At 41.1% G+C, this 23,667-nt stretch carries 21 protein-coding genes, 1 pseudogene and 1 riboswitch; of the genes and pseudogenes, 17 read left to right on the top strand and 5 right to left on the bottom strand.

Features of this window, described 5'->3' with window-relative positions; translation table 11 throughout:
* Positions 1-307 precede the first annotated feature (307 nt).
* From RRV45_RS19685 to prfB, 6 genes are all read left to right on the top strand, one after another.
* On the top strand, positions 308-493 hold the full coding sequence (locus RRV45_RS19685) for a hypothetical protein (RefSeq protein WP_315666350.1): 186 nt from the start codon (positions 308-310) through the stop codon (positions 491-493).
* Between the two features lie 295 nt (positions 494-788).
* Entirely contained in the window at positions 789-1,340 is a 552-nt protein-coding gene (hpf, locus tag RRV45_RS19680) for a ribosome hibernation-promoting factor, HPF/YfiA family (RefSeq protein ID WP_315666349.1), read from the top strand.
* Between the two features lie 132 nt (positions 1,341-1,472).
* A complete protein-coding gene (locus RRV45_RS19675; protein ID WP_315666348.1) occupies positions 1,473-3,083 on the top strand; it encodes a gamma-glutamyltransferase family protein in 1,611 nt (536 codons plus the stop codon).
* 27 nt (positions 3,084-3,110) lie between these two features.
* Positions 3,111-3,956: a DUF1028 domain-containing protein gene (locus RRV45_RS19670; RefSeq protein ID WP_315666347.1), complete on the top strand. Its 846-nt coding sequence runs from the start codon at positions 3,111-3,113 to the stop codon at positions 3,954-3,956.
* Positions 3,957-4,469: 513 nt separating this feature from the next.
* Complete coding sequence (gene secA, locus RRV45_RS19665) at positions 4,470-6,983, top strand: preprotein translocase subunit SecA (RefSeq protein WP_315666346.1); 2,514 nt, start codon at positions 4,470-4,472, stop codon at positions 6,981-6,983.
* A 970-nt stretch (positions 6,984-7,953) separates the two neighbouring features.
* Positions 7,954-9,055, top strand: a protein-coding gene (prfB, locus tag RRV45_RS19660) for a peptide chain release factor 2 (RefSeq protein WP_315666345.1) whose coding sequence is annotated in 2 segments (ribosomal slippage) — positions 7,954-8,025 and positions 8,027-9,055 — 1,101 coding nt in all. Because the reading frame shifts where the segments join, the coding sequence is not laid out codon by codon here.
* A gap of 171 nt (positions 9,056-9,226) precedes the next feature.
* Here prfB and RRV45_RS19655 read toward each other — a convergent pair.
* Positions 9,227-9,463 carry a hypothetical protein gene (locus RRV45_RS19655; protein ID WP_315666344.1) on the bottom strand — a complete coding sequence of 79 codons (237 nt, stop codon included), beginning with the start codon at positions 9,461-9,463 and terminating at the stop codon, positions 9,227-9,229.
* A gap of 235 nt (positions 9,464-9,698) precedes the next feature.
* Here RRV45_RS19655 and RRV45_RS19650 point away from each other — a divergent pair, with 235 nt between their 5' ends.
* The 9 genes from RRV45_RS19650 to RRV45_RS19610 all read left to right on the top strand — a co-directional run bounded on the left by RRV45_RS19650 (position 9,699) and on the right by RRV45_RS19610 (position 18,438).
* A complete protein-coding gene (locus RRV45_RS19650) occupies positions 9,699-10,565 on the top strand; it encodes a YitT family protein (protein ID WP_315666343.1) in 867 nt (288 codons plus the stop codon).
* 54 nt (positions 10,566-10,619) lie between these two features.
* On the top strand, positions 10,620-10,970 hold the full coding sequence (gene cccB, locus RRV45_RS19645) for a cytochrome c551 (RefSeq protein ID WP_315666342.1): 351 nt from the start codon (positions 10,620-10,622) through the stop codon (positions 10,968-10,970).
* Positions 10,971-11,232: 262 nt separating this feature from the next.
* Positions 11,233-11,919, top strand: coding sequence for a cell division ATP-binding protein FtsE (ftsE, locus tag RRV45_RS19640; protein ID WP_315666341.1), 687 nt, complete (start codon positions 11,233-11,235; stop codon positions 11,917-11,919).
* Positions 11,909-12,802, top strand: a complete 894-nt coding sequence (gene ftsX / locus RRV45_RS19635) for a permease-like cell division protein FtsX (RefSeq protein WP_315666340.1) — start codon at positions 11,909-11,911, stop codon at positions 12,800-12,802. The genes ftsE and ftsX overlap by 11 nt, the downstream gene beginning before the upstream one ends.
* A 352-nt stretch (positions 12,803-13,154) precedes the next feature.
* Complete coding sequence (locus RRV45_RS19630; protein WP_315666339.1) at positions 13,155-14,612, top strand: S41 family peptidase; 1,458 nt, start codon at positions 13,155-13,157, stop codon at positions 14,610-14,612.
* A gap of 299 nt (positions 14,613-14,911) precedes the next feature.
* Positions 14,912-16,105, top strand: coding sequence for a PDZ domain-containing protein (locus RRV45_RS19625; RefSeq protein WP_315666338.1), 1,194 nt, complete (start codon positions 14,912-14,914; stop codon positions 16,103-16,105).
* 260 nt (positions 16,106-16,365) lie between these two features.
* Positions 16,366-16,449: riboswitch (cyclic di-GMP riboswitch) on the top strand.
* Between the two features lie 151 nt (positions 16,450-16,600).
* Positions 16,601-16,822 (top strand): hypothetical protein, encoded by a 222-nt coding sequence (locus tag RRV45_RS19620; RefSeq protein ID WP_315669094.1) that lies wholly within the window; start codon positions 16,601-16,603, stop codon positions 16,820-16,822.
* 133 nt (positions 16,823-16,955) lie between these two features.
* Entirely contained in the window at positions 16,956-17,168 is a 213-nt protein-coding gene (locus RRV45_RS19615; RefSeq protein WP_315666337.1) for a DUF2187 family protein, read from the top strand.
* 181 nt (positions 17,169-17,349) lie between these two features.
* On the top strand, positions 17,350-18,438 hold the full coding sequence (locus tag RRV45_RS19610; RefSeq protein WP_315666336.1) for a metallophosphoesterase: 1,089 nt from the start codon (positions 17,350-17,352) through the stop codon (positions 18,436-18,438).
* Positions 18,439-18,522: 84 nt separating this feature from the next.
* Here the strand turns inward: RRV45_RS19610 and RRV45_RS19605 are convergent.
* A pseudogene (locus tag RRV45_RS19605) lies at positions 18,523-18,693 on the bottom strand (helix-turn-helix domain-containing protein); the annotation flags it as partial.
* Positions 18,694-18,918: 225 nt separating this feature from the next.
* Between RRV45_RS19605 and RRV45_RS19600 the strand changes: the two are divergent.
* Positions 18,919-20,499 carry an acetolactate synthase large subunit gene (locus RRV45_RS19600; RefSeq protein ID WP_315666335.1) on the top strand — a complete coding sequence of 527 codons (1,581 nt, stop codon included), beginning with the start codon at positions 18,919-18,921 and terminating at the stop codon, positions 20,497-20,499.
* A 228-nt stretch (positions 20,500-20,727) separates the two neighbouring features.
* Here RRV45_RS19600 and RRV45_RS19595 read toward each other — a convergent pair whose 3' ends face one another.
* A complete protein-coding gene (locus RRV45_RS19595) occupies positions 20,728-21,282 on the bottom strand; it encodes a hypothetical protein (protein ID WP_315666334.1) in 555 nt (184 codons plus the stop codon).
* Between the two features lie 157 nt (positions 21,283-21,439).
* On the bottom strand, positions 21,440-21,715 hold the full coding sequence (locus RRV45_RS19590) for an alpha/beta-type small acid-soluble spore protein (protein WP_315666333.1): 276 nt from the start codon (positions 21,713-21,715) through the stop codon (positions 21,440-21,442).
* Between the two features lie 183 nt (positions 21,716-21,898).
* Here RRV45_RS19590 and RRV45_RS19585 point away from each other — a divergent pair, with 183 nt between their 5' ends.
* Positions 21,899-22,132 carry a CsbA family protein gene (locus RRV45_RS19585; protein WP_315666332.1) on the top strand — a complete coding sequence of 78 codons (234 nt, stop codon included), beginning with the start codon at positions 21,899-21,901 and terminating at the stop codon, positions 22,130-22,132.
* Between the two features lie 71 nt (positions 22,133-22,203).
* On the opposite strand, the gene brnQ is transcribed toward RRV45_RS19585, so the two are convergent.
* Positions 22,204-23,550, bottom strand: a complete 1,347-nt coding sequence (brnQ, locus tag RRV45_RS19580) for a branched-chain amino acid transport system II carrier protein (RefSeq protein WP_315666331.1) — start codon at positions 23,548-23,550, stop codon at positions 22,204-22,206.
* Positions 23,551-23,667: the final 117 nt, after the last annotated feature.

Raw genomic sequence — 23,667 nt, 5'->3', positions numbered from 1 at the left:
AGATCAGGCTAGTTTTTTACTTTTTTTAGCAGTAGTGTTGACAAAGACTATGCCGGAATTCCCCAATCAAACAACGTATATGAACAAACACACTTCCTGGTGCGATGAACGTTACAATTTAAGGAGTTGTTATTTTGACCAATAAAAAGCTTTGCCCCAAATGTGGTTCTCTTATATGAAGATGCCATTGAAGAAGTGTTGTTTGACAAAAATGGGGATATGATTGTGGATGCTTTCCCAGCATGGGTTTGTACGGAGCAATGCGGATATTACGAGCGCAGTGAGCTGAAGTAGGGGATGAATGAAGATGGAAAGAGAAATGAAGTCGATTTTTGAACAGCTTCTAAGTTTTTATGAAAGAAGTGAAATCATACGAACGTTATGCTTGAGGATTTTACAACTGAGGTATGGCTACTGGGAAGATTGTGTGAATGAATATGATTGCGAAGAATTAGTTAGAGGCACCAGGCAGATTAGAAACAAGTATGCTTAATATCTCACCCGTTAAACCCCAATACTCCCGCCACTAGGTTTATACCCATTAAAAAAGGGTGAAGTTTTTGTATATAACAATTATTTTAGATATAAGCAAAAGTAATTGATTATTCACATTATCGACACTTTCCACAAACTTTTTTCCTGTACTAGCAGGAATTTTATAGGGTAAAATAGAAATGTAATATATAGTCTTTTTAATAAGACTTAGCGCTTTTTAAACAGCCGTTTTTATTTCAAAATGGCCAGCCCAAAAAGCGTAGCATTTGTAAATGAAAAGGAGGAGCTCACTTATGAATTTTAACATTCGTGGTGAAAACATTGAGGTAACTCCAGCAATTCGAGACTATGTCGAGAAGAAAATTGCTAAGCTAGAAAGGTATTTTACTGAAACTCCTGAATCAACTGTACATGTGAATTTGAAAACGTATCAAGATAAAAAGTCTAAAGTAGAAGTTACAATTCCGATGCCGAATCTTGTGCTTCGTGCGGAGGAAGTTCATGATGATATGTATGCAGCGATTGATTTGATCACTGATAAGCTAGAACGTCAAATTCGTAAGCATAAAACAAAGGTTAACCGTAAGTTCCGTGAAAAGGGCCATGCTCCAGCTATGTTCGTGACGCTGGACGATTCTGAAAGAACTCCAGTAGATGAGGAGCAAGATCTAGAAGTGGTCCGTCAAAAGAGCTTCGATTTGAAGCCAATGGATAGCGAGGAAGCGATCCTTCAAATGAATATGCTCGGTCACAGTTTCTATGTGTTTACAAATGCTGAGACCAGTCTAACGAATGTTGTATACAAGCGTAAAGACGGCCGTTATGGCTTGATTGAAGCGCAATAATGATAAGATTGAGAACCCCGCCACTGTGCGGGGTTTTTTAGTGGGTTTCTTTTTAAAAATTATTCTAGTAAAAATCCATATATTTTAATAATTTGGTATAATTAGAATAATATGACTAAAAGGGTGTTGCCAATGAATGTGGATCTTCAGTTTCATCCCTATCCTTCCCAAAGAATGACGGTGATGGCCAAGAGGGGGATGGTGGCGACTTCTCAGCCGCTTGCTGCTCAGGCTGGGCTCGATATGCTCAAAAAAGGCGGAAATGCGATTGATGCCGCGGTTGCCACAGCAGCGGCGTTAACAGTTTTGGAGCCAACCTCGAATGGCATTGGGGGAGATGCTTTTGCACTTGTTTGGGCAAATGGGAGTCTCTACGGTCTAGATGCGAGTGGTCCAGCGCCGCGAAGCATTTCCATTGAAGCACTGAAAGAAAGAGGATATGAAAAAATCCCTGTCCACGGGTGGATGCCGGTTACGGTGCCGGGTGCTCCTTCTGGATGGGCTGAATTATCGAAAAGATTTGGCCGGCTTTCTTTCCGGGAAGTTCTGCAGCCAGCGATTGACTATGCTGAAAGCGGCTATCCTTTGACCCCAATCTTAGGTAAGTACTGGGAGTTTGCCTATCAGAGATTTAAGCAGGTGTTGAAGGGGGAGGAATTTCAGCATTGGTTTGAGACGTTCGCTCCAAGCGGAAGGGCACCAAAGATTGGAGAGATGTGGCGTTCTGCAGATCATACGGCCACATTACGGTCTATTGGCGATACATACGGTGAGAGTTTTTATAAAGGCGAATTAGCTGATAAAATAGCCGCTTTTTCTAAAAAATACAACGCTTTTCTTTCAGAAGAAGATTTAGCAGGGTATAAAGCTGAATGGGTAACACCCATCAAGGTAAATTACCGGGGGTATGATGTGTGGGAAATCCCGCCGAGCACCCAGGGGCTGATTGCATTATTAGGGTTAAATATTGTAAACGGCTATTCTTTTAGTCACAGAGATTCGGTGGACACGATACATAAACAAATTGAGGCGATGAAGCTCGCTTTTACAGATGGAAAAGCTTATATTACTGATCCGAAAGAGATGAGGTTTCAAATTAGTGAGCTGCTGTCTGAGGAGTATGGGGCACGGAGGAGAGCGGAAATAAGCGAGCAGGCGATGATGCCGGCGCCTTATCAGCCAGCAAGTGGTGGAACGATATACCTGGCAACTGCTGATGTTGAGGGCAATATGGTGTCGTTTATCCAGAGCAACTATATGGGGTTTGGATCCGGTTTGGTCGTTCCGGGGACAGGCATTGCTCTGCAAAATCGGGGGTATGATTTCTCGCTCGATCCAAGTCATCATAATGCCTTAAAGCCTGGAAAAAAGACATTTCATACGATTATTCCGGGGTTTCTAACGAAAGGGAATCAAGCTGTTGGTCCTTTTGGCGTCATGGGCGGCTTTATGCAGCCTCAGGGACATATGCAAATTGTCATGAACACGATTGATTTTCACCTTAATCCGCAGGCTGCTCTTGACGCGCCAAGGTGGCAGTGGATGGAGGATAAAAAGGTACGGGTTGAGCCGCATTTTCCGCTATCGCTTGCACAAGCCTTGATAAGAAAAGGGCATCAAATAGAAATGATGGTGGACTCAGGCGGTTTTGGCCGCGGACAAATTATTTGGCGTGATTTAGAGACTGGTGTGCTTATGGGAGGAACCGAGTCTCGGACAGACGGGGCAATTGCGGTTTGGTGAATATTTTTAAAAAGAGGGGGCATTTCAGTGACGTTTTCAATTGTCGGTTTTGATCCAAAGGAGAAGGAGTGGGGAATTGCTGTTCAGTCTAAGTTTCTTGGTGTAGGGGCTGTTGTGCCGTTTGCCAAAGCCGGGGTTGGCGCGGTAGCCACTCAATCGTATGCGAATACTTCCTATGGCCCGAGGGCACTTGAATTATTTGCTGAAGGGAAAACAGCACAGGAGGTAATGGACATCATTACGGAAGAGGATCCGCAAAAGGGTTTGCGCCAGGTTGGAATCATTGATGCAGAGGGGAATGCGGCAACCTTTACGGGAAAAGGCTGTTATGACTGGGCTGGGGGAGTCACAGGTCCTCATTTTGCGGCACAGGGAAATATTTTGGTTGATGAAAAAACGGTGCAGGCGATGGCAGACACCTTTCAGAGCACGGAAGGTACATTGGCTGAACGGCTGCTTGCGGCACTTGATGCCGGACAGTCAGCAGGTGGGGATAGCCGGGGCCAGCAATCTGCGGCACTGCTTGTTGTAAAAGATAAGGGAGGCTATGGCGGATTTAATGATCGGTACATTGATCTTCGGGTTGATGATCATCCGGAGCCGATTAAGGAGCTTATCCGCATTTACCAGCTTCAACAGCTTTACTTCTCTCCAGCCAAAGCGGAGAATATTGTGGATGTTGAGGGGGAAGTGAAGGAAACTGTTGCACAGGAATTGGTCCGTTTGCAATATCTGGATGCTAAGCATGATGATGAACAGCTTTTTAAAGCTTTGACCACTTATATTCATACGGAAAACTTTGAAGCCCGGGAGCAGGCTACGGGAAAAATTGATTTGGATGTTTTGAAGTATATGAAGAAGCAAGGAAAATAGCGGGAGTGATTCCGCTATTTTTTCTGCTATAGATTGCTTCCAATTCTATAAGGAAACAAATCACTCAATGTTTCCACTTTTTAACGAATAATATTAAAATCGGAAAACTAAAGGGCCGATGTTTCCATCTTTTTATGGAAACTTTTAAAATTAGGAAACAAACCGCCCTTTGTCTCCACTTTTTAAATGAATATTTTAAAAACAGGAAACAACCCACTCAATCCTTCCACTTTTCCGCGAATAGCATAAAAACCAGGAAGCTTACTCCATATTTACAATTACAGACAATCAAACAACACCGCCCTCCCCCCCATAAGTTGTCACTCCCCAGTGAAAGTGTTAATATTAATAGGTATAAATATACGATTTCATGGGAGGATTCAGCCGATTAGGAGCGAATCTTTTTTTAAAGCTAGAGAGAACGATAAGCTGAGATTTATGTAGATTGAAAATTATTAGGGTTCTAAAGGCTTTCACATTTCCTCTCATATCCAATATAAAGGAGCGTTTTTAATGCTTGGAATTTTAAATAAAGTGTTTGATCAAAATAAACGCGAACTAAAACGCCTGACGAAAATAGCCGAACAAGTAGAGGCTTATGCTGCAGATATGGAAAAGCTTTCAGATGATGAGCTCCGCGGGAAAACGGATGAATTTAAAGCCCGCTACCAAAAAGGCGAGTCATTGGATAATTTGCTTGTAGAAGCGTTTGCGGTTGTAAGAGAAGGAGCGCGCCGTGTTCTTGGCTTGTATCCGTACCCTGTTCAAATCATGGGGGGAGCATCTCTGCATGATGGGAATATTTCCGAGATGAAGACGGGGGAAGGTAAAACTTTAACCGCTACGTTGCCGGTGTATTTGAATGCCTTATCAGGCAAAGGGGTTCATGTTGTAACGGTAAACGAATATTTGGCGAGCCGTGATGCGAACGAAATGGGCCAGCTGTATGAATTTTTAGGGCTTACAGTAGGATTGAATTTAAATGGCCTGACAAAGGAAGAGAAGCAGGCTGCATATGCTGCTGACATTACGTATAGCACGAATAACGAGCTCGGCTTCGATTATCTTCGTGACAATATGGTTCTTTACAAAGAGCAAAAGGTTCAGCGTCCGCTTTATTATGCGGTCATTGACGAGGTTGACTCGATTTTAATCGATGAAGCCCGTACGCCGTTAATTATTTCCGGTACTGCGCAAAAGTCAGCGGCCCTCTATATTCAGGCGAATGCTTTCGTACGTACGCTGAAAAAAGATGAGGACTATACGTTTGATGAAAAGACAAAAGGGGTTCAGCTGACAGAAGAAGGGATGACGAAGGCTGAGCGTGCTTTTGGCATTGAAAACCTGTTTGATATCAGTCATGTAACCTTAAATCATCATATTACACAGGCGCTAAAAGCTCATTCGAGCATGCATCTTGATGTGGATTATGTCGTTCAAGAAGGCGAAATTGTGATTGTTGACCAATTTACTGGCCGTTTGATGAAGGGGCGCCGCTATAGTGACGGGCTTCACCAGGCTATCGAGGCAAAAGAAGGTCTCGAAATTCAAAATGAAAGCATGACGCTTGCAACGATTACCTTCCAGAACTACTTCCGTATGTATGAGAAGCTTGCTGGGATGACGGGTACAGCGAAAACAGAGGAAGAGGAATTCCGCAATATTTACAATATGAATGTTATTGTGATTCCGACAAACCGTCCGATTGCTCGTGATGACCGTGCCGATTTGATTTATTCATCGATCGATGGGAAATTCCGTGCGGTTGTGGAGGATATTGCTGAGCGCTATAAAAAAGGACAGCCTGTTCTTGTTGGTACAGTTGCGATTGAAACATCCGAAGTGATTTCGAAATATTTGACGAAAAAGGGCATTCGCCATAACGTATTGAACGCGAAAAACCATGGACGTGAGGCTGAAATTATTGCCAATGCGGGTGAACAGGGTTCTGTTACGATTGCGACAAACATGGCAGGTCGTGGTACAGACATCAAGCTTGGTGAAGGTGTAAAAGAATTGGGCGGCTTAGCTGTAATCGGAACGGAACGCCATGAGAGCCGTCGGATTGATAACCAGCTCCGCGGACGTTCTGGCCGTCAGGGTGACCCGGGGGTTACGCAATTTTACCTTTCCATGGAAGATGAGCTTATGCGCCGCTTCGGCTCTGACAATATGAAGTCGATGATGGAGCGTCTTGGCATGGACGATTCACAGCCAATTCAGAGTAAAATGGTTTCTAAAGCGGTTGAATCTGCGCAGAAGCGAGTGGAAGGCAATAACTTTGATGCTCGTAAGCAGCTACTTTCCTATGATGATGTCCTTCGTCAGCAACGAGAAATTCTTTACACGCAGCGTAATGAAGTGTTGGAATCAGAAAATCTTCGTGAGATCGTTGAGAAAATGATCATGACTTCCCTTGAACGTAATGTGGAAGCTTTTGCTCCTAACTCTGGGGACGATGAAGATTGGAACTACCAAGGTCTGATCGATTATGTGAATGGAAACCTTCTGCATGAAGGAGATATCACGGTTAACGACCTTCGCGGCAAGGAATCGGATGAAATCGTGGATGCGATTTTTACAAAAGTAAAAGGACGCTATGATGAAAAAGAAGAAATCCTACAGCCAGAGCAAATGCGTGAATTCGAAAAAGTTATCGTACTCCGTGCAGTAGATTCAAAATGGATTGATCATATTGATGCGATGGATCAGCTTCGTCAAGGAATTCACCTTCGCGCGTATGGTCAAATTGATCCATTAAGAGAATACCAGCATGAAGGCTTTGCGATGTTTGAGCACATGATTGCTGCGATTGAAGAGGATGTTGCGAAATACATCATGAAAGCTGAAATTCGTAATAACCTTGAGCGCCAAGAGGTAGCAAAGGGGCAGGCTGTAAACCCTAAAGAAGATGGCGAGAAGGTAAAGAAAAAGCCAGTGGTTAAGCAAATTAGTGTAGGCCGAAATGATCCATGTATTTGCGGAAGCGGCAAAAAATATAAAAACTGCTGTGGGGTTAATGCATAACTGTCCACAGAAGAACTAATAAGGGCCGGCGAGCCGTTCAGAACAGCTATGCCGGCCTTCTTGCGGTTTTTTTAGCCTATTAAAGGCAATTTTAATAAAATAGGTGTGAAATTTTTAATTGGAAACAGTATAATAAGTATCATGTTTTTTAAAATAAGGGCTAAATAAGTGATTGTTGTTTTATGAGTGTCATGAACTCTTCATATTGAGCGTTTTGCATGGGGGATCGCCAAAACGATTGTTATGAACTCTTCATGGTGAGCGTTTTGTATGGGGAACCGCCTAAACGAGTGCCATGAACTCTTCATATTGAGCGTTTAGCATGAGAAACCGCCAAAACGAGAGCTATGAACCCTTCATAGTGAGTGTTTTGCATGAGCGACCGCCAGAACGAGTGCTATGAACCCTTCATAGTGAGCGTTTAGCATGAGGGACCGCCAAAACGAGTGCTATGAACCCTTCATAGTGAGCGTTTTGCATGTGGAACCGCCAAAACGATTGTTATGAACTCTTCATAGTGAGCGTTTAGCATGAGAAACCGCCAAAACGAGTGCTATGAACTCTTCATATTGAGCGTTTTGCAAGAGTGACCGCCAAAACGATTGTTATGAACTCTTCATAGTGAGCGTTTAGCATGAGGAATCACCCAAACGAGTGCTATGAACCCTTCATAGTGAGCGTTTAGCATGAGGAACCGCCAAAACGATTGTCATGAACCCTTCATAGTGAGGGTTTTGCAAGAGGAACCGCCAAAACGAGTGCTATGAACCCTTCATAGTGAGCGTTTAGCATGAGGAACCGCCAAAACGATTGTTATGAACTCTTCATAGTGAGATATATGTATGCATGTGAACGGATTTATTCGTGGCTAAACACTCGAGAACATATGCGCATTTGGCAGTTTACAAATCAAAATTGTTTTTAACAAATCCAAAAATAAAATTAAAAATACTAATATGAGGTGACGAAATTGGAATTAGCAGATATTCGACATGAGTTAGAAAAAGCAGCTAAGCGATTGGCGGACTTTAGGGGGTCTCTTTGACTTAGAAAACAAAGAGGCACGAATTGCAGAGCTTGATGATACGATGCTTCAGCCTGGTTTCTGGGATGATCAGCAGCAGGCTCAAGTGGTGATTGGGGAGCTTAATGGATTGAAGGATCAGGTCCATGAGCTGTATGATTTGAATGAAACGTATGAAAACCTGGAGTTAACGTATGAGCTCGTTAAGGAAGAGGATGACCAGGAGCTTCGGCAAGAGCTTGAGGCGGAGTTGAATGAAATGTCTAAACGCTTCAATGAGTTTGAGTTGCAGCTTCTTCTTAGCGAACCATATGATAAAAATAATGCCATTCTTGAGCTGCATCCAGGTGCGGGCGGAACGGAATCACAAGATTGGGGTTCCATGCTGCTTCGCATGTATACGAGATGGGCTGAGAAGAAAGGCTTTAAGGTTGAGACACTTGACTACCTGCCAGGAGACGAGGCCGGGATCAAAAGTGTAACCTTGGGTATTAAAGGCCACAATGCATACGGCTATTTAAAGGCGGAAAAAGGGGTGCACCGTTTAGTCCGTATTTCGCCATTTGATTCATCAGGCCGTCGTCATACTTCCTTTGTTTCATGTGAGGTTATGCCGGAATTTAATGATGAGATTGATATCGACATTCGTACCGAGGATTTGAAGATTGATACGTACCGGTCAAGCGGAGCTGGCGGTCAGCACGTCAATACAACAGACTCGGCGGTAAGGATCACGCATATTCCAACAGGAGTCGTTGTGACGTGTCAAACAGAGCGTTCACAGATTAAAAACCGTGAGCGTGCTATGAAAATGCTTCAAGCGAAGCTCTACCAGAAGAAAATTGAAGAGCAGGAGCAGCAAATGGCCGATATTCGCGGGGAGCAAAAGGAAATCGGCTGGGGAAGCCAGATTCGTTCTTACGTATTCCATCCCTATTCAATGGTAAAGGATCACCGGACAAACACTGAATCTGGAAATGTGCAAGCCGTCATGGACGGGGAGCTGGATTCATTTATTGATGCCTTCCTTAGGTCAAAATTAAGTTAATAAATAAAAGCCTTTGCTCGATTTTACTATCAGCAAAGGCCTTTTTTGTTTTATTTGGAATTTTGGCATTTGCCTTTGTTGATAATTGAGGAAATTACTTAACGTGGATTCTTTCCTTCGATTTCGTTAATGCGTACTTTTTTCTTACTAAGAAGTCAGCCGAGTTATCTTTTAATTGTTAGAAAGAATTCGAATGGCATCTTCATGCTGATCCAATTTAGAATGGATATGCTTGAAATGGCTTCTAAACTCTGTAGCATTATTTTGAACTATCTCCTCAAGCTTGAAAAGTCTATGATCAATCGTATCCAATCTTTCATCAACGGCATCGAATCTCTGATCAAGTTTATCAAATCTCTTAGAATGATCCTTTAGCTGATCTAATATTTCATAAAGAATTTTCTCCATCTTTGTCCACCTCCTTTTCGTGATTATATCACAGAATTAGGTAAAAAGGCCTTTAGCCTTTTAATCATTCATAGTTTTAGTCAATCATCCACAACCTATTATAAAAGAACCCCCCTAGATCATTTTACCGCGTTAAAACAGCAATCTAATGGCATTTACACAACGATAACCTCATGCTATACTCACTGACGGCATTAGTTGGAATTTCTGATTTTTTTACTAAAGGAGTTTTCCTATGAGACAAGCGAGACGAGATTTTTCACATAACACACTATGGGAAACCATGCAGGAATACCTAAATATACTTATCGGCGCCGCAATCATAGCGATTACGTTTAATGTGTTTTTGCTTCCGAATCAGGTTGCGTCTGGCGGGGTAAGCGGGATTAGTACGATTTTGGCGGCAGTTGTGGGCTGGGAGCCGGCGTACGTACAGTGGGCATTTAATATACCGCTCTTTATTGCCGGTATTGTGATTCTTGGAAAGCAATTTGGGGCAAAAACGCTAGTGGGGACGATTTTTCTGCCGTTTGTCGTTTTTTTGACAAAGGGGTTTGAGCCGTGGACGAATGATCCGTTATTAGCCTCGCTATTTGGCGGGATTGGAGTGGGGCTTGGGCTAGGTATTGTTTTTAGAGGAAAGGCATCAACTGGCGGAACAGATCTGGCTGCACAAATTATTAATAAATATACAGGCCTGACATTGGGGACATGTGTTGCGATTATTGACGGGTTAATTGTGCTGACTGCAGCGATTGTGTTTGATATTGAAAGAGGGCTTTATGCGCTGTTGGCACTCTATGTGACGAGTAAGACGATTGATATTATTCAAATTGGGATGAAACGTTCAAAGATGACGTTAATTATTACGGAAAAAGAAAATGAAGTTCGTGAAGGAATCCTGAATAAAATTGATAGAGGTGTGACAAAACTAACAGCATATGGTGGTTATACCGATAATGAACGCCCAATTCTAATGTGTGTTGTCGATCAGACAGAATTCACAAAGTTGAAACAATTGGTCAAAACCATTGACCCGACTGCATTTGTCGTGGTTTCTGACGCCTCTGAGGTTCTTGGGGAGGGTTTCAAACGGGTGTAAGATGTTGGTATAATATAGCTGTAGTATGTAATTTTACCAGAGGGGGATATTGTGGTGAAAAAGAAACTTCTTGCATTATTAATGGGTACATCCCTAGTTCTTGCTGCTTGTGGCGGCGGTGACGACAATGCGGCTGATGAGAAGGATACAGGCACGACAAACGGCGGTGAAACAACAACTGCTGGAGCAGGAGATGCTCAAAAGCTATATGATCAAAAATGTTCAAGCTGTCATGGTGCTAACCTTGAAGGTACTGTAGGTCCTAAACTTTCTGATGCTGGGGCTCACTTCACTAAGGAAGAAATTGAAGGTATCATTGCGAATGGACAAGGTGCAATGCCTGCAGGTCTTCTTAAAGGCGATGAAGCAGCACAGGTTTCAGAATGGTTAGCTGCTAAAAAGTAAAATATACGAGAGAAACGTTCTGTTTTTGATGACAGAGCGTTTTTTATTTCCCTCTTAACCCACTTATTACACTATGAAAAGAAAATGTAATAATTTTTCAAGGTAATTAGACAACCTATGATGTTATAATAAAAAAGTATGAATGAATGAGGTGTCTTGTTTTACGTTTTTTTGCTGTCGAATTTTAACGAATGTTGTTTGATAAAGGCCCAAAGTGAGCGGCCACTCAATCGAAACTTTATGAAAATATTAGGTGATGTAAATGATAGAAATGCAAGATGTATATAAAAAGTACCCAAATGGGGTAGTTGCCGCAAATGGGATTGATGTACATATCAAGCCAGGTGAGTTTGTGTATGTTGTAGGTCCGAGCGGTGCCGGGAAATCAACTTTTATCAAAATGATGTATAGAGAAGAGAAGCCTACGAGCGGAACCATTACAATAAATGGCGTAAACCTTGGGAAGTTAAAGGCGAATAAGGTCCCTCTCCTACGCCGTAATATTGGGGTTGTATTCCAGGACTTCAAGCTGCTGCCAACTCTATCTGTTTATGAGAATGTCGCATTCGCGCTTGAAGTGACAGAGGAACAGCCTAAGTATATTAAGAAACAGGTTATGGAAACGCTAGAGCTTGTGAATTTAAAGCATAAAGCCCGGATGCTGCCAACTGAATTGTCCGGAGGGGAGCAGCAGCGTGTGTCAATTGCGCGTTCCATCGTCAATGCCCCTAAGGTTGTGATCGCTGACGAGCCAACGGGAAACCTTGACCCTGACACATCATGGGAAATCATGAATATCTTTGACGAAATTAATACAAGGGGCACGACTGTCGTGATGGCAACACATAATAAGGAAATCGTGAATACAATTAAGCACCGCGTAATCGCCATTGAGGGCGGAAAGATTGTTCGTGACCAGCAGAGAGGTGATTATGGCTATGAAAGCTAGAACTCTACGCCGTCATCTAAGAGAGAGCTTAAAGAGTCTTGCGAGAAACGGCTGGATGACCTTTGCCTCTGCCAGTGCTGTAACGGTCACGCTTATTTTGGTCGGTGTTTTCTTCGTTATCATGATGAATTTAAATAAAGTGGCAACAGATCTTGAGGAGCAAGTGGAAATCCGCGTCCATATCGATGTGGCCGCCAATGAAGAGGATCAGAAGATATTAGGGCAAAAGATTGAAAAAATTTCAGAGGTGAAATCTGTAGTTTATTCTCCGAAAGATCAGGAGCTTGATAATCTGATTGAAAGCTTTGGAGAAGAAGGGGAAGCCTACAAGCTGTTTGAACAGGACAACCCGTTAAATGATGTCTTTGTTGTTAAAACAAAGAAACCTGCTGACACGATGATGGTCGCGAAAAAGATTGAAAAAATGGAATATGCGGCAAAGGTTAATTATGGCCAAGGGAAGATTGAAAAGCTCTTCTCCTTCATCAAATCCAGCCGTAATGTTGGGGTCGTTCTCATCGTAGGATTATTGTTTACGGCCATGTTCCTAATTTCGAATACGATCAAAATTACTATTGTCGCTAGAAGAAGAGAAATTGAGATTATGAGATTAGTAGGGGCCACCAATGCTTTTATCAGATGGCCATTCTTCTTGGAGGGCTTATGGCTTGGTATCATTGGGGCCATTATGCCTATCGTTCTCGTTACGACATCCTACTATTATCTCTATGATTTCCTTGCACCGAAGCTTAAAGGGAATTTTATCGAGATTCTCGCTTTTAACCCGTTTGTCTACCAAGTTTCTGGTTTACTGCTCCTCATGGGCGCATTGATTGGAATTTGGGGCAGTATGATGTCTGTTAGAAAGTTTTTAAAAGTATAGGAATTTACGGAGGAAGGGGCCATTGGCTTCTTCCTTTTTTGCGTTGATTTGAATCCGTGTTCTAAGTTTTCCGTGATTTTTCCGATAGTCCTCAAAAATGTGCAATAAGGCTATCAAACATACCGAGTCCGAAACTGCATCATGAAGCATAATTAGATCCGCTAAAACCCTATCTCTCATAAAATTCTCATAACCCGTCCACCTTGGTCATATATTGAATTATTAAGACATCCCAAATCATTCAAAAAGGCGTCAATATTTTAAAAAAAGTTGTAAAAAAAGCGAAAGGATTCGCCTTCCCATAAGCGGAATTGATCACCCTTAGTGTGTAGCGAATAGAAAGGAAGATGGGATGAATAGAAAATGGATGGCGTTATTTATGACTGGTGCACTTCTGACAGGGGCTGGCGGTACATATGTGGGTATGAAATTCTTAAGCCAAGGTACCGTGCTGGAACGATTAGAAAATAAATCTTCCGAAATGGAAGAGGGGAATTTCCCAACGGCAACTGGAAATGGTGATTTAACAAAGGTTGAGCAGGCGTATAGTCTCATTCTTAATAGCTATGTTGAAAAAGTTGGGGAACAGCAGCTAGTAGAAGGAGCCATTCAAGGCATGCTTGCGACTCTTTCCGATCCGTATTCCATCTATATGGACAAGGAGACGGTCAAACAATTTAATGAGACTCTCGAATCCTCCTTTGAAGGAATCGGAGCAGAAGTAGGGATGGAGGATGGAAAGATCATCATTATATCACCTTTTAAAGAATCTCCTGCCGAAAAGGCGGGATTAAAGCCGCGTGATCAAATTTTGAAGGTGGATGGGGAGAGTGTAAAGGGACTGGATCTTTTCCAAGCAACCTCCAAAATTCGCGGAAAAAAAGGCACAAAGGTGAAGCTGGAAATTGCGCGCAATGGATTAAAGGATCCGCTAATTGTTGAAGTAAAGCGTGATGAAATCCCTCAGATTACGGTATTTTCAGAATTGAAAAGGCAAAATGGGAAGGATATTGGTTATATCGAAATAACATCCTTTTCAAATGAGACAGCTTCTGAGTTTGAAGAAAGACTTAAGTCATTAGAGAAAAAAGGCATGAAAGGCTTAGTAATTGATGTGCGCGGCAATCCTGGTGGACTTTTAATATCGGTAGAGGAAATTCTGAAAAAGCTTGTCACAGGTGAAAAGCCTTATATTCAAATAGAAAAACGCGAAGGTGAAAAGAAAAGGTATTACTCCAGTTTAAAGGAGAAAAAGAAATACCCGATTGCTGTTCTGATCGATAAAGGCAGCGCTTCTGCTTCCGAAATTCTGGCAGGTGCCCTAAAAGAGGCGGAAGGATATGCACTCATCGGGGAGAACACCTTTGGCAAAGGGACTGTTCAGCAGCCGGTACCGATGGGAGATGGCAGCAACATTAAATTAACTTTATATAAATGGCTGACGCCGGATGGAAATTGGATTCATAATGAAGGGATCAAGCCGACATTGGAGGTAAGGCAGCCGAAGATTTTCCATACACATCCGCTCCAAATTAATAAAGCCCTTGAGAAGGATATGAACAATGAACAGGTGAAAAACGCACAGGAAATGCTCGAGGGCCTAGGCTATGGACCCGGTCGCAGCGATGGATATTTCAGTGAATCCACGGAAACGGCTGTACGTGCTTTCCAACAGCAGCATGATCTCGAACCAACCGGAACCATTGATAAAAAAACAGCCTTCTCACTTGAACAAGCGGTTATCGCCGAAATGAAAAAAGAAGAGAATGATATGCAACTGCAAATGGCATTGCGGTTTCTAGCTAGATAATACATGATGGTCACCGTTTTTGATAAACGGTGATTTTTTTTGATTTGAAAAACCCTAACATAGATCTTTTCAACCGCCTAAATTTATATAAAATATTTAATAACACCCAACTAGAATTCCTTTCAAAAAATATAGCAATAGGCTTTAAGAGGACATTTTGATAGAATATAGAGTAATAGGTTTGTTCACAATTTGATTCAGTATTTATTTTGGATGCTGCACACCGAGAAGGGTGCATACACGAATAGATATTCTACATACTTACTCAAGTATTTTTCTAATAGAGGTAGGTGGCTAAGTTGGCTCTGGAATGGCTTTTTGAAATTTTAAAGGGGACGGGAAAGCTTTTTCTTCATCCTGTTTTCTATTTTCTATTCTTTATGGCTGCGGTATTGGGTGTTTCTCGGGTTAAGCGGGAGAGAAGAAATTTCCATGTTCGCGCGGAGAATGCTTATTTTGAGCTGAGGCAACTGCTTCCATTGGGCATTTTAGCAGGACTGGGGCTTTCGCTCGTATCCATTGCGGCAGGTCTTGTCATTCCAATGGAAACAATCCTATTTACGGCGATCTTAACTATCGTTTGGAGCATAACGACAAGAGTTCGCTGGATGTCGCCAGCCTATACGCTTGGCTTTGCTTTTTTTGTGACTATTTTTGCGGCTGAACTCCCATGGAAGCTGCCGGCGTTTTTAACTTCCATAACGGATTCAGAACAGACGATTTTTCCATCGATTGCTGCCCTGCTTGCGCTTCTTCTGATTGGGGAAGGCATACTTATTTCAAGGAATGGCAAAAAGGGTTCCTCTCCTAAGCTGATCAACAGTAAACGTGGCCAGAGAGTGGGTATTCATGAAGTGAAGAGGCTATGGATGCTGCCGGTGTTTCTTCTTATTCCGGGGGAGGCACTGCAGACTCCTTTTGAATGGTGGCCGGTCTTTACGTTTGGAGGCAGCACGTATTCCCTTATTCTCGTCCCGTTTGCCGTAGGCTTCTTTCAGCAGATTCAAGGTAATTTGCCAGCCGAGGCGGTGAAGGCAGTCGGTAAAAAAGTCATCACACTCGGTATTTTTACAGCGCTGCTATCCATTTCAGGCTACTGGTATCCGCTTGCTTCGATCGCAGTGGTGACGCTTGCGATTATTGGGCGCGAGATGATTACGTTAAGACAGAGAATAGCGGAAGAGAATCTCCCGTTTTATTTTTCAAAAAGAAATCATGGTGTTCTTGTTCTTGGGATTATCCCTGGATCCCCAGCGAACAATATGGCTTTACAGGTTGGAGAGCTCATTACGAAGGTAAACGGTCTCGCTGTCCATGACCGAAACAGCTTCTATCAGGCACTATTGAAAAACCGTGCACATTGTAAGCTGGAGGTGCTCGATGTGAACGGTCAAATCCGCTTTGCTCAAAGGGCCTTATATGAAGGGGACCACCATGAGCTTGGGATTCTTTTTGTGCAGGATGAGAAGAAAAAGGGCAGTGAAGCGGTGTAATAATGTGATTTTTCATAATTCGTGAGAATCATTTGGCTATTCTTTAACAAAAAGGATAGCTTTTTTCTTTAGTTAATAAATACCTTATAAGAAAAAATTCAATCAAATAATAAAATTCTCGTACATCACTTTTTAAAAGGACTTTGGTATCATTTTTTTTATTTTAAATGGTAAAAAACTACTATTTTTGTTAAAACATGTTGGAAAATGACGAATTTTATTGGAAATTATCATGCTAAAGCTTTATTATAAAAGTATCAGTTTGATAAAGGCAAACTTATTGAAAGATAAGGACGCAAAGCCACGAGTCTAAGGTGATTAGCTATGATCGTCGGGTTACCAAATGATTGGATACTGTTACCTATGATAGAATAGCCTTTATCATACAAGTCCACCAATCTTTTTGGTGGGCTTTTTTTGAGGTAGTTTTAGAGAATCTTTTGACTATCTGAGTAAATGGAAAAAATTATAATGGAGGTGGAATGTTAATTGACTGTGTTATTTGGTACAGTTGAATACTTTGAAAGAGAAATTTACAACTATCTGAATGAGAATCAATTAAAAGAAATAAGTGAAGATTCTCTATCTGTCGTTACTTCAAAACTCAAAAAAGAACTTTTATATGATTTTGTTTGCGATGAAAGAATTCGGTTAGAATGTTTAGAAAATCTTAAATATGCAATTCGTATGATAACACAAAGTAAGGAAGCTGTCTGAGTTTAGATAATTTTAGAAGGGTGATTTTTTAAAAAATATCATATCTTTTTAACATCTAAACAGAATTTTCTTCTTTAATAGTCAAAAGAAATCAGCCATTTGAATATTATAAATAGGAGCGTAATAGCAGAAAATGCATGAAAAAAAGAGTGAATTTTCCGATAAAAAAAGGGCGAATGCAGGGGATATTATTCTTTTTGAGAGAAAAAGTAACAGATATGAAGGTAAAGTGTTTCTTGTTAGGGCTAATAGTGTATTAGTCGAAATTTCAAGTAAGGATGCAAAAGCTTTAGGATACGAAATGCCAAATACAGTTGTTCAGCATGGGAAATATTCTCTAGTGTGAGTTCCGAAAATCAAATTTTTATCTAGTTAGTTTATACTTAAAATAGAAACTAGACACAAAGACTGAGTGGGGGATTCCTCACTCAGTTTTTCTTACTAGGCCAATGCATTTCGTTTTCTTACAATTTTTCCACGGTATATAATACAGGTAACTAATGATTTCTTTGGAAAGGTAACAATCAATGTCTTTTATTTCTGCTATTGTCATTTTTTTTGCCATCTATACAGCCATTTCTTTTTATGTTGGCTACAATGGATGGGTTTGGTTAAATTCTACCAGACTTCGTGTGAATAAATTCGTTTACATAGGTGTCATTGTCTTTGTTTCTATTTCAATGTTTATCGGCCGCTTTAGCCTTTTTTCACCAATGGAACTAATTGGATACCTCTGGCTTGTCATCATCGGCTACGGCTTGATCCTTTTGCCTGTAGCTAATCTTCTTATCTATCTCCTAAAAAAGAAAGGGATCTTTTGGATTGGATTAACGGTTATTGCCATATTTATTTTTATTTTTGCGTACGGTTTATTTAATGCGTGGTCCCCTGTTGTGAAAACATATGATATTCAGATAGATAAAGAGGGAAAAGAAGAGAATGTAAAGATTTTAATGGCTTCTGACCTCCACATTGGTCAAATTGTTGGGGAAAAACATCTTCAACGGTTAGTAGATCTTGCGGAAAACATACAACCAGATATTATATTAATCCCGGGTGATATCATTGATGACTTTATTGACCCATACCTTGAGAAGAATATGGGGAAAACATTGGCGAATCTACGTGCACCTCTAGGTGTTTATGCTGTTCCAGGTAATCATGATTATTATGGAAGTGATCTTGAAGTTTTGGGTAAAGAGCTTGAAAAAGCTGGCATTCATATGTTAGAGGATGAAACAGTCTTCGTTCATGATCTGTTTTATCTCGTTGGAAGAAACGATTTAACAGATGATAATCGGAAAGAGGTTAAGGAGCTTGTTAAGGGGCTGGATCATAAGAAACCAATCATCATGCTGGACCATCAGCCAAAAGAACTAGATATTGCCGAGCAGTCTGGAATAGATTTGGTATTGTCCGGGCATACACACAGAGGTCAAATGGCCCCAGCAAATTTGATTACAGAGATGATTTTTGAAAATGACTGGGGGCATCTGCAAAAGGAAAGTCTCCATTCTATCGTTTCTTCAGGATTTGGAACATGGGGTCCGCCACTGCGGATTGGCAGTCGAGCTGAGGTAGTCGTTATCAATCTTACATTCAAATCAGAACTATAGGTCAGTCGCCTATAGTTCTTTTACTTTCTTTTTTATTTATGTAATTTCTTAAGGTAGTTTCGTTGTCCTGCGTTCATTTCCACGTTATCGATTACTCATCTTACATTTTTTGTATGAAAATGGAGTCATTTTGATAGAACTTCTAAATATATCAATAAAATAGCTTGTACTATTAAACCCCACTTGATGAACAACTTCAGTCACATTAAGATCACCTTGCTGCAGTAAATTTAAGCTCTTTTGAAATTGATATTCGTTATAAGAGTAAGAGGAAGGGAGATGCTGATATTTCCTTTCCTCTTTTTATTTTTAAAACGAAATTATCGTTGGATTCAGCAGAATTTGCCCTTGATGTACGAAGTAAACACCAGCGCAGTGAAAGGAACTGCTGACATTTACATTCTAGAATGTATTTCAGTCGCCATTAATGATTTCGGATTAATAGGCAAAACTAAGAAAAAATGATTTAGGGAGGATCATATGAAAGCGACTGATGTTCTTGTTCAATGTTTAGAAAATGAAGGTGTGGAATATATTTTTGGCATCATGGGAAAGGAAACGCTGGATCTCGTTGATTCCCTTTCCAGATCCAAAATTCAGTTTGTGAATACGAGGCATGAGCAAGGGGCTGCCTTTATGGCTGATGTTTATGGGAGGCTGTCTCATAAAGCAGGTGTATGCTTGTCTACCTTGGGGCCAGGGGCAACGAATTTATTAACGGGCATTGCGAGTGCAAATTTGGATTTCTCACCTGTCGTGGCGTTTATTGGACAGGCTGGGCTGGAAAGGCAGCATAAGGAATCACATCAATATTTGGATTTGGTTAAAATGTTTGAGCCAGCAACAAAGTGGAGCGTCCAAATCAAGGATTCTTTAACGATCGCAGAAGTAGTACATAAAGCCTTCCGGACGGCAAAAATGGAAAAGTCAGGTGCTGTGATCATTGAGTTACCGGAAAATTTAGCTGCTCAAAAAATTACTGATAATGCAATGGCTGACGCACCTCTGCCAGCTTGTATGCCCGTCAAGGAACAAATCCAAGAGGCCATTGACCAGATAAACAATAGTCAAAAGCCCTTTATCATAGTAGGTAACGGGGCGATTAGGGGAAATGCTGCAGAAGAGGTGCAGGAACTCATTGCTCGTCTCCAAGCACCAGCTACCCATAGCATGAAAGCAAAGGGAATTCTGCCGAAAGGCAATCCGTACAATTATTTTACATTTGGTTTTAATGAACAGGATGAGGTGCTGCCGGGAATCGAGGAAGCTGACCTGCTAATTGTCCTTGGATTTGATTTTGTGGAGCGGCTCCCTAAAGAATGGAATAAAAAGAAAGTGCCGGTTATCCATATCCACGCTGTTCCGGCTGAATCGGATGAATATTACCCTATCAAAAGCGAATTGGTTGGGGACATAAAGCGAACTTTACAAGCCTTTAATGTGTTGAAAATCGAGCCTAAACCGTGGCAGCCGTCCGGAAATTTACGCGAAAAAATAAAACAGGCTTACCATTTAAATGAGGAAACCTATTCTTCCTTATCTATTACATCGATGTTGCAAGCCATTGAAAAGAGGGTCAGTGATCAGACGATTGTCCTTTCGGATGTAGGTTCACATAAAGTCTCCATAGCCCGGACGTATCAGCCAAAAAAGCCGGGTTCACTCATTATGTCTAATGGATTAGCTTCAATGGGGATAGCTATTCCCGGAGCTATTGGGGCAAAATTGGCATGCCCAGCCCATCAAGTTATTTGCATAACGGGTGACGGGGGAGCCTTGATGAATTTTGCGGAAATCGAGACAGCAGCAAGATTGGGATTGCCATTTGTCATCATTGTCCTTAATGATTCGAAATTGAAATTGGAAGAACAAATGATGCTGCAATCGTTTTCGAATGATTACGGAACCTATTTTGGCAATCCTGATTTTGTCCTGCTCGCACAAAGCTTTGGTATAAAAGGAGTGCGGCCTGCTGATTTACTTGAGTTCGAAGGCATGCTTGATGAGGCGTTAACGAAGAGTGAACTTACTCTTATTGAAATGAAGCTAGGGGATGGATAAATGCCGTGGGTATAAATACGCTGCTGGGGAATATCACCATAGGAGGCCACAAGTCTGGCCTGAATGAAGCCTGTCATCGATGACATCATACTGAGTGGACATCCTGATGCTCATTAGTGTTGAAAATAGCTCCGATCAGTCATCAACTGCGGAGCTTTCTTACAGATAATGTATATTTCTAACTTTGGTGCATTCGAGAAACTCCCTGAAATGGGTATTATTTGAAGTTTATGAAAATACAATTCCGCAGATTCTTTTTACAAGTCTAGTGCTTAACACAACCCAGATCCAGCTGTAAAAAATAGAGAAAATAATAATTAAGCTACTAACCGGAACGCTAAACTGATGGGAAACGGCAGGTCCTAATACGGGAAATTTCAATCCATATAATAAAAGGCAAATCCCAAATGTTAATCCGGCTGCTCCGCTCATGATATGACTTAGTTTTTTTCGAAACAGGTGAAAGGAAGTACCTATAAATAGTCCAAGAAGACCTGTTGTAAATGGAAAAATAATCAGCTCGGCTGGCTGTAAAATCAAAAGTAACAGGGCTGTTAAGACGTACGAAGCAAGACCAAGAGGGATCGAAAAAATTGTACAAAGAATAATAGGTGCAGTGGACAAGGGGCTAATAAAATAACCAACACCCGGTAAAAATCCTCCTGCGGATTGAAAAATGGCCCCAATGCTGCTCAAAAGAGAAACAAGTATAATCTTTCTCGCTTTGGGCCATTTTTCAAATGCAGTTTGTATCTCATTCATTTCCTTTTTTAAAAAGTGCATAGCAGGACCCCCTATGCCATCCACTATATGCACGGTGGAACCTTTTTATTAATGGGGCTTGCCAAGGGGGGAATGGGCGTGACTCTCGTTTGCCAAAAAGCAAAACTACATTATAATATCTGAGCTAGATATTAAGGGGGTTTTTTTCTCCCGCCATTCACTTATTTTTCATCTGTTCCTGAGCCATGCGGATAAGCTCTTTCACCATGCTCCCGCCAATTTTCCCGCCGACTTTTCCAGCTTCCCTTGAGGTTAACCGGCCATTATAGCCTTTGTTCAAGGAAACCCCTACCTCATTAGCTACTTCAAACTTCACCTGGTCAGGGTTTTCTTTGTCAACTTGATAGCCTTCATTGGCCATAACCTTATTCTTGAACTGATCTAAAGCCCCTCTTGAATCCGGTACGAGAGGGCGACGTTTTCTTCTAGCCATTCAGTATCCTCCTTGATAGGCCATTTTACAATTAGTGTGTGCGGAAATAAACGATTTATCCGGCACTTCCAGGAGGAATAATCTTGTAAAACCTATCATGATAGGGGATTCTATGATATCTTATAGAAAAGAATGGTGCCGTTGGCTTTTCTAATTGATCAAATGAAAAAGAAGGTGTAATCATTGTTATTAAAATACCTTTCAGCTCTGCTGCTTCCCGGTCTGCTAGTGGTGCTGTTTACGAGAGTGGCATATAATCGGGTGATTGGACTTGTATTGACAGTAGCATTAATTGCAGCTTCTGTTTATAAAGGCTACACAGATTCAATTTGGCTCATTGTTGTCGATGCGTTTTCACTGACTGTTGGATTTTGGTATGCAAATCGGATGAAGCCTGAGACAAAGAATAATGCTTAAATAATGCAAAAAAGGCGATTCTTCATGATAGAGAGAAGAATCGCCTTTATTATTGTTAGCAAGGTATTAATTTACTTTCCCTCAACAGCTGAAGCTTGGTAGCCTTCTTTTTTTGCAAAGCTTAACGCATAACCGATAATTCCACCGATGATAGCAGGGATGATCCAGCCAATTCCTACTGAATATCCAGGAAGGATCGCTGTAAATAAATCATTGATCGCTGCAATTTTAATACCAGCTGCGTTTAATCCATCGAATAGGGCAACGATGAAAGTCATTAAAATACTGCCTTGATAGACCGCTGTTTTTCCCTTGAAAAGAGGGTGTAAGAATGTTAAAGCCATTAAACAAATAGCTAATGGATAAAGTGCCACTAATACCGGTACCGAAATGGAAATTAAAGTGGATAATCCAAAGTTTGCAATCGCCGCGCTAAAAATCGAGAAGATAACGGCCCACTTCGCATAGGAAACACTAGGAACCAATTTGTTAAAATAAGAAGCACATGCTGTAATCAGACCAATACTAGTTGTTAAACATGCGGCAACAACAATAAGAGCTAATAACACTTTTCCGAATGAACCGAAATAATGATAAGAAACGGCTGCAAGAATCGCCCCTCCATTATCTAGAGCCCCAATTCCCTCAACGCTTGATGCTCCCATATAGGCAAGGGATGAATAAATAATAGCCAATAGAGCAGCTGCAATAAAAGCAACCTTCATGCTAGAAGTCATAATTTGTTTCTTCGTTTGTGCGCCTCTATCCTTCATTGTATTGATAATGATAATTCCGAATACGAATGCAGCAAGCGCATCCATCGTCATATAGCCCTCTTGGAATCCTTTAAAAAAGGCATTTTCCATGTATGTTTCAGTAGGAGCTTGAATTTGTCCGATTGGGTTAATAAAAACTGCTACAATAAGAATTCCAATAAAAATTAATAATAATGGCGTTAAAACTTTTCCAACAATATCCACAAGCTTAGAAGATTTTAATGAAAAGAATAAAGTAATTCCGAAAAAGATGATCGAGAAAATTAATAGCGCTATAACACTGTTCGATTCACCTATAAATGGTTTAATGCCAATTTCATAAGAAACAGTAGCTGTTCTTGGTATTGCAAATAATGGACCAATTGCTAAATATAGAGCTACTGTAAAGAATATTCCATAAGCTGGATTTACACGACTTGCTAATGATTGTAAATCACTTTTACCTGAAAAACCTAAAGCTAGAATTCCTAGTAATGGCAAACCTACTCCCGTTACAATAAATCCGGCATTAGCTGCCCACACATTTTCACCAGCCATTTGCCCTAGCATAACTGGGAAAATTAAGTTCCCTGCTCCAAAGAATAAAGCGAATAGCATAAAACCTGCAGCAATCATAAATGAAAATGACCCTCTTGATGACATGATGTTTTCCCTCCTGTTTTTACTTAAAATAATCAACTGCAGCTCTGATAGGGAGATTGTTTTTCTATTAATCTCTGAATCCCCAATCCGATCAGTAAATTATTATAATATTTTCAT

The sequence above is a fragment of the Bacillus sp. DTU_2020_1000418_1_SI_GHA_SEK_038 genome (genome assembly GCF_032341175.1).
GTDB lineage: Bacteria > Bacillota > Bacilli > Bacillales > Cytobacillaceae > Cytobacillus.
The sequence above is the reverse complement of the archived record's forward strand: the minus strand, read 5'-3'. Positions and strand labels throughout refer to the sequence as shown.

Coding starts and splice junctions, on each gene's coding strand:
- ftsE (WP_315666341.1), top strand. CDS start 11,233: ATGATAGAAATGCAAGATGTATATAAAAAGTACCCAAATGGGGTAGTT.
- RRV45_RS19650 (WP_315666343.1), top strand. CDS start 9,699: ATGAGACAAGCGAGACGAGATTTTTCACATAACACACTATGGGAAACC.
- ftsX (WP_315666340.1), top strand. CDS start 11,909: ATGAAAGCTAGAACTCTACGCCGTCATCTAAGAGAGAGCTTAAAGAGT.
- RRV45_RS19595 (WP_315666334.1), bottom strand. CDS start 21,282: ATGCACTTTTTAAAAAAGGAAATGAATGAGATACAAACTGCATTTGAA.
- RRV45_RS19685 (WP_315666350.1), top strand. CDS start 308: ATGGAAAGAGAAATGAAGTCGATTTTTGAACAGCTTCTAAGTTTTTAT.
- RRV45_RS19630 (WP_315666339.1), top strand. CDS start 13,155: ATGAATAGAAAATGGATGGCGTTATTTATGACTGGTGCACTTCTGACA.
- brnQ (WP_315666331.1), bottom strand. CDS start 23,550: ATGTCATCAAGAGGGTCATTTTCATTTATGATTGCTGCAGGTTTTATG.
- RRV45_RS19675 (WP_315666348.1), top strand. CDS start 1,473: ATGAATGTGGATCTTCAGTTTCATCCCTATCCTTCCCAAAGAATGACG.
- RRV45_RS19615 (WP_315666337.1), top strand. CDS start 16,956: ATGCATGAAAAAAAGAGTGAATTTTCCGATAAAAAAAGGGCGAATGCA.
- RRV45_RS19600 (WP_315666335.1), top strand. CDS start 18,919: ATGAAAGCGACTGATGTTCTTGTTCAATGTTTAGAAAATGAAGGTGTG.
- RRV45_RS19610 (WP_315666336.1), top strand. CDS start 17,350: ATGTCTTTTATTTCTGCTATTGTCATTTTTTTTGCCATCTATACAGCC.
- hpf (WP_315666349.1), top strand. CDS start 789: ATGAATTTTAACATTCGTGGTGAAAACATTGAGGTAACTCCAGCAATT.
- secA (WP_315666346.1), top strand. CDS start 4,470: ATGCTTGGAATTTTAAATAAAGTGTTTGATCAAAATAAACGCGAACTA.
- RRV45_RS19655 (WP_315666344.1), bottom strand. CDS start 9,463: ATGGAGAAAATTCTTTATGAAATATTAGATCAGCTAAAGGATCATTCT.
- RRV45_RS19590 (WP_315666333.1), bottom strand. CDS start 21,715: ATGGCTAGAAGAAAACGTCGCCCTCTCGTACCGGATTCAAGAGGGGCT.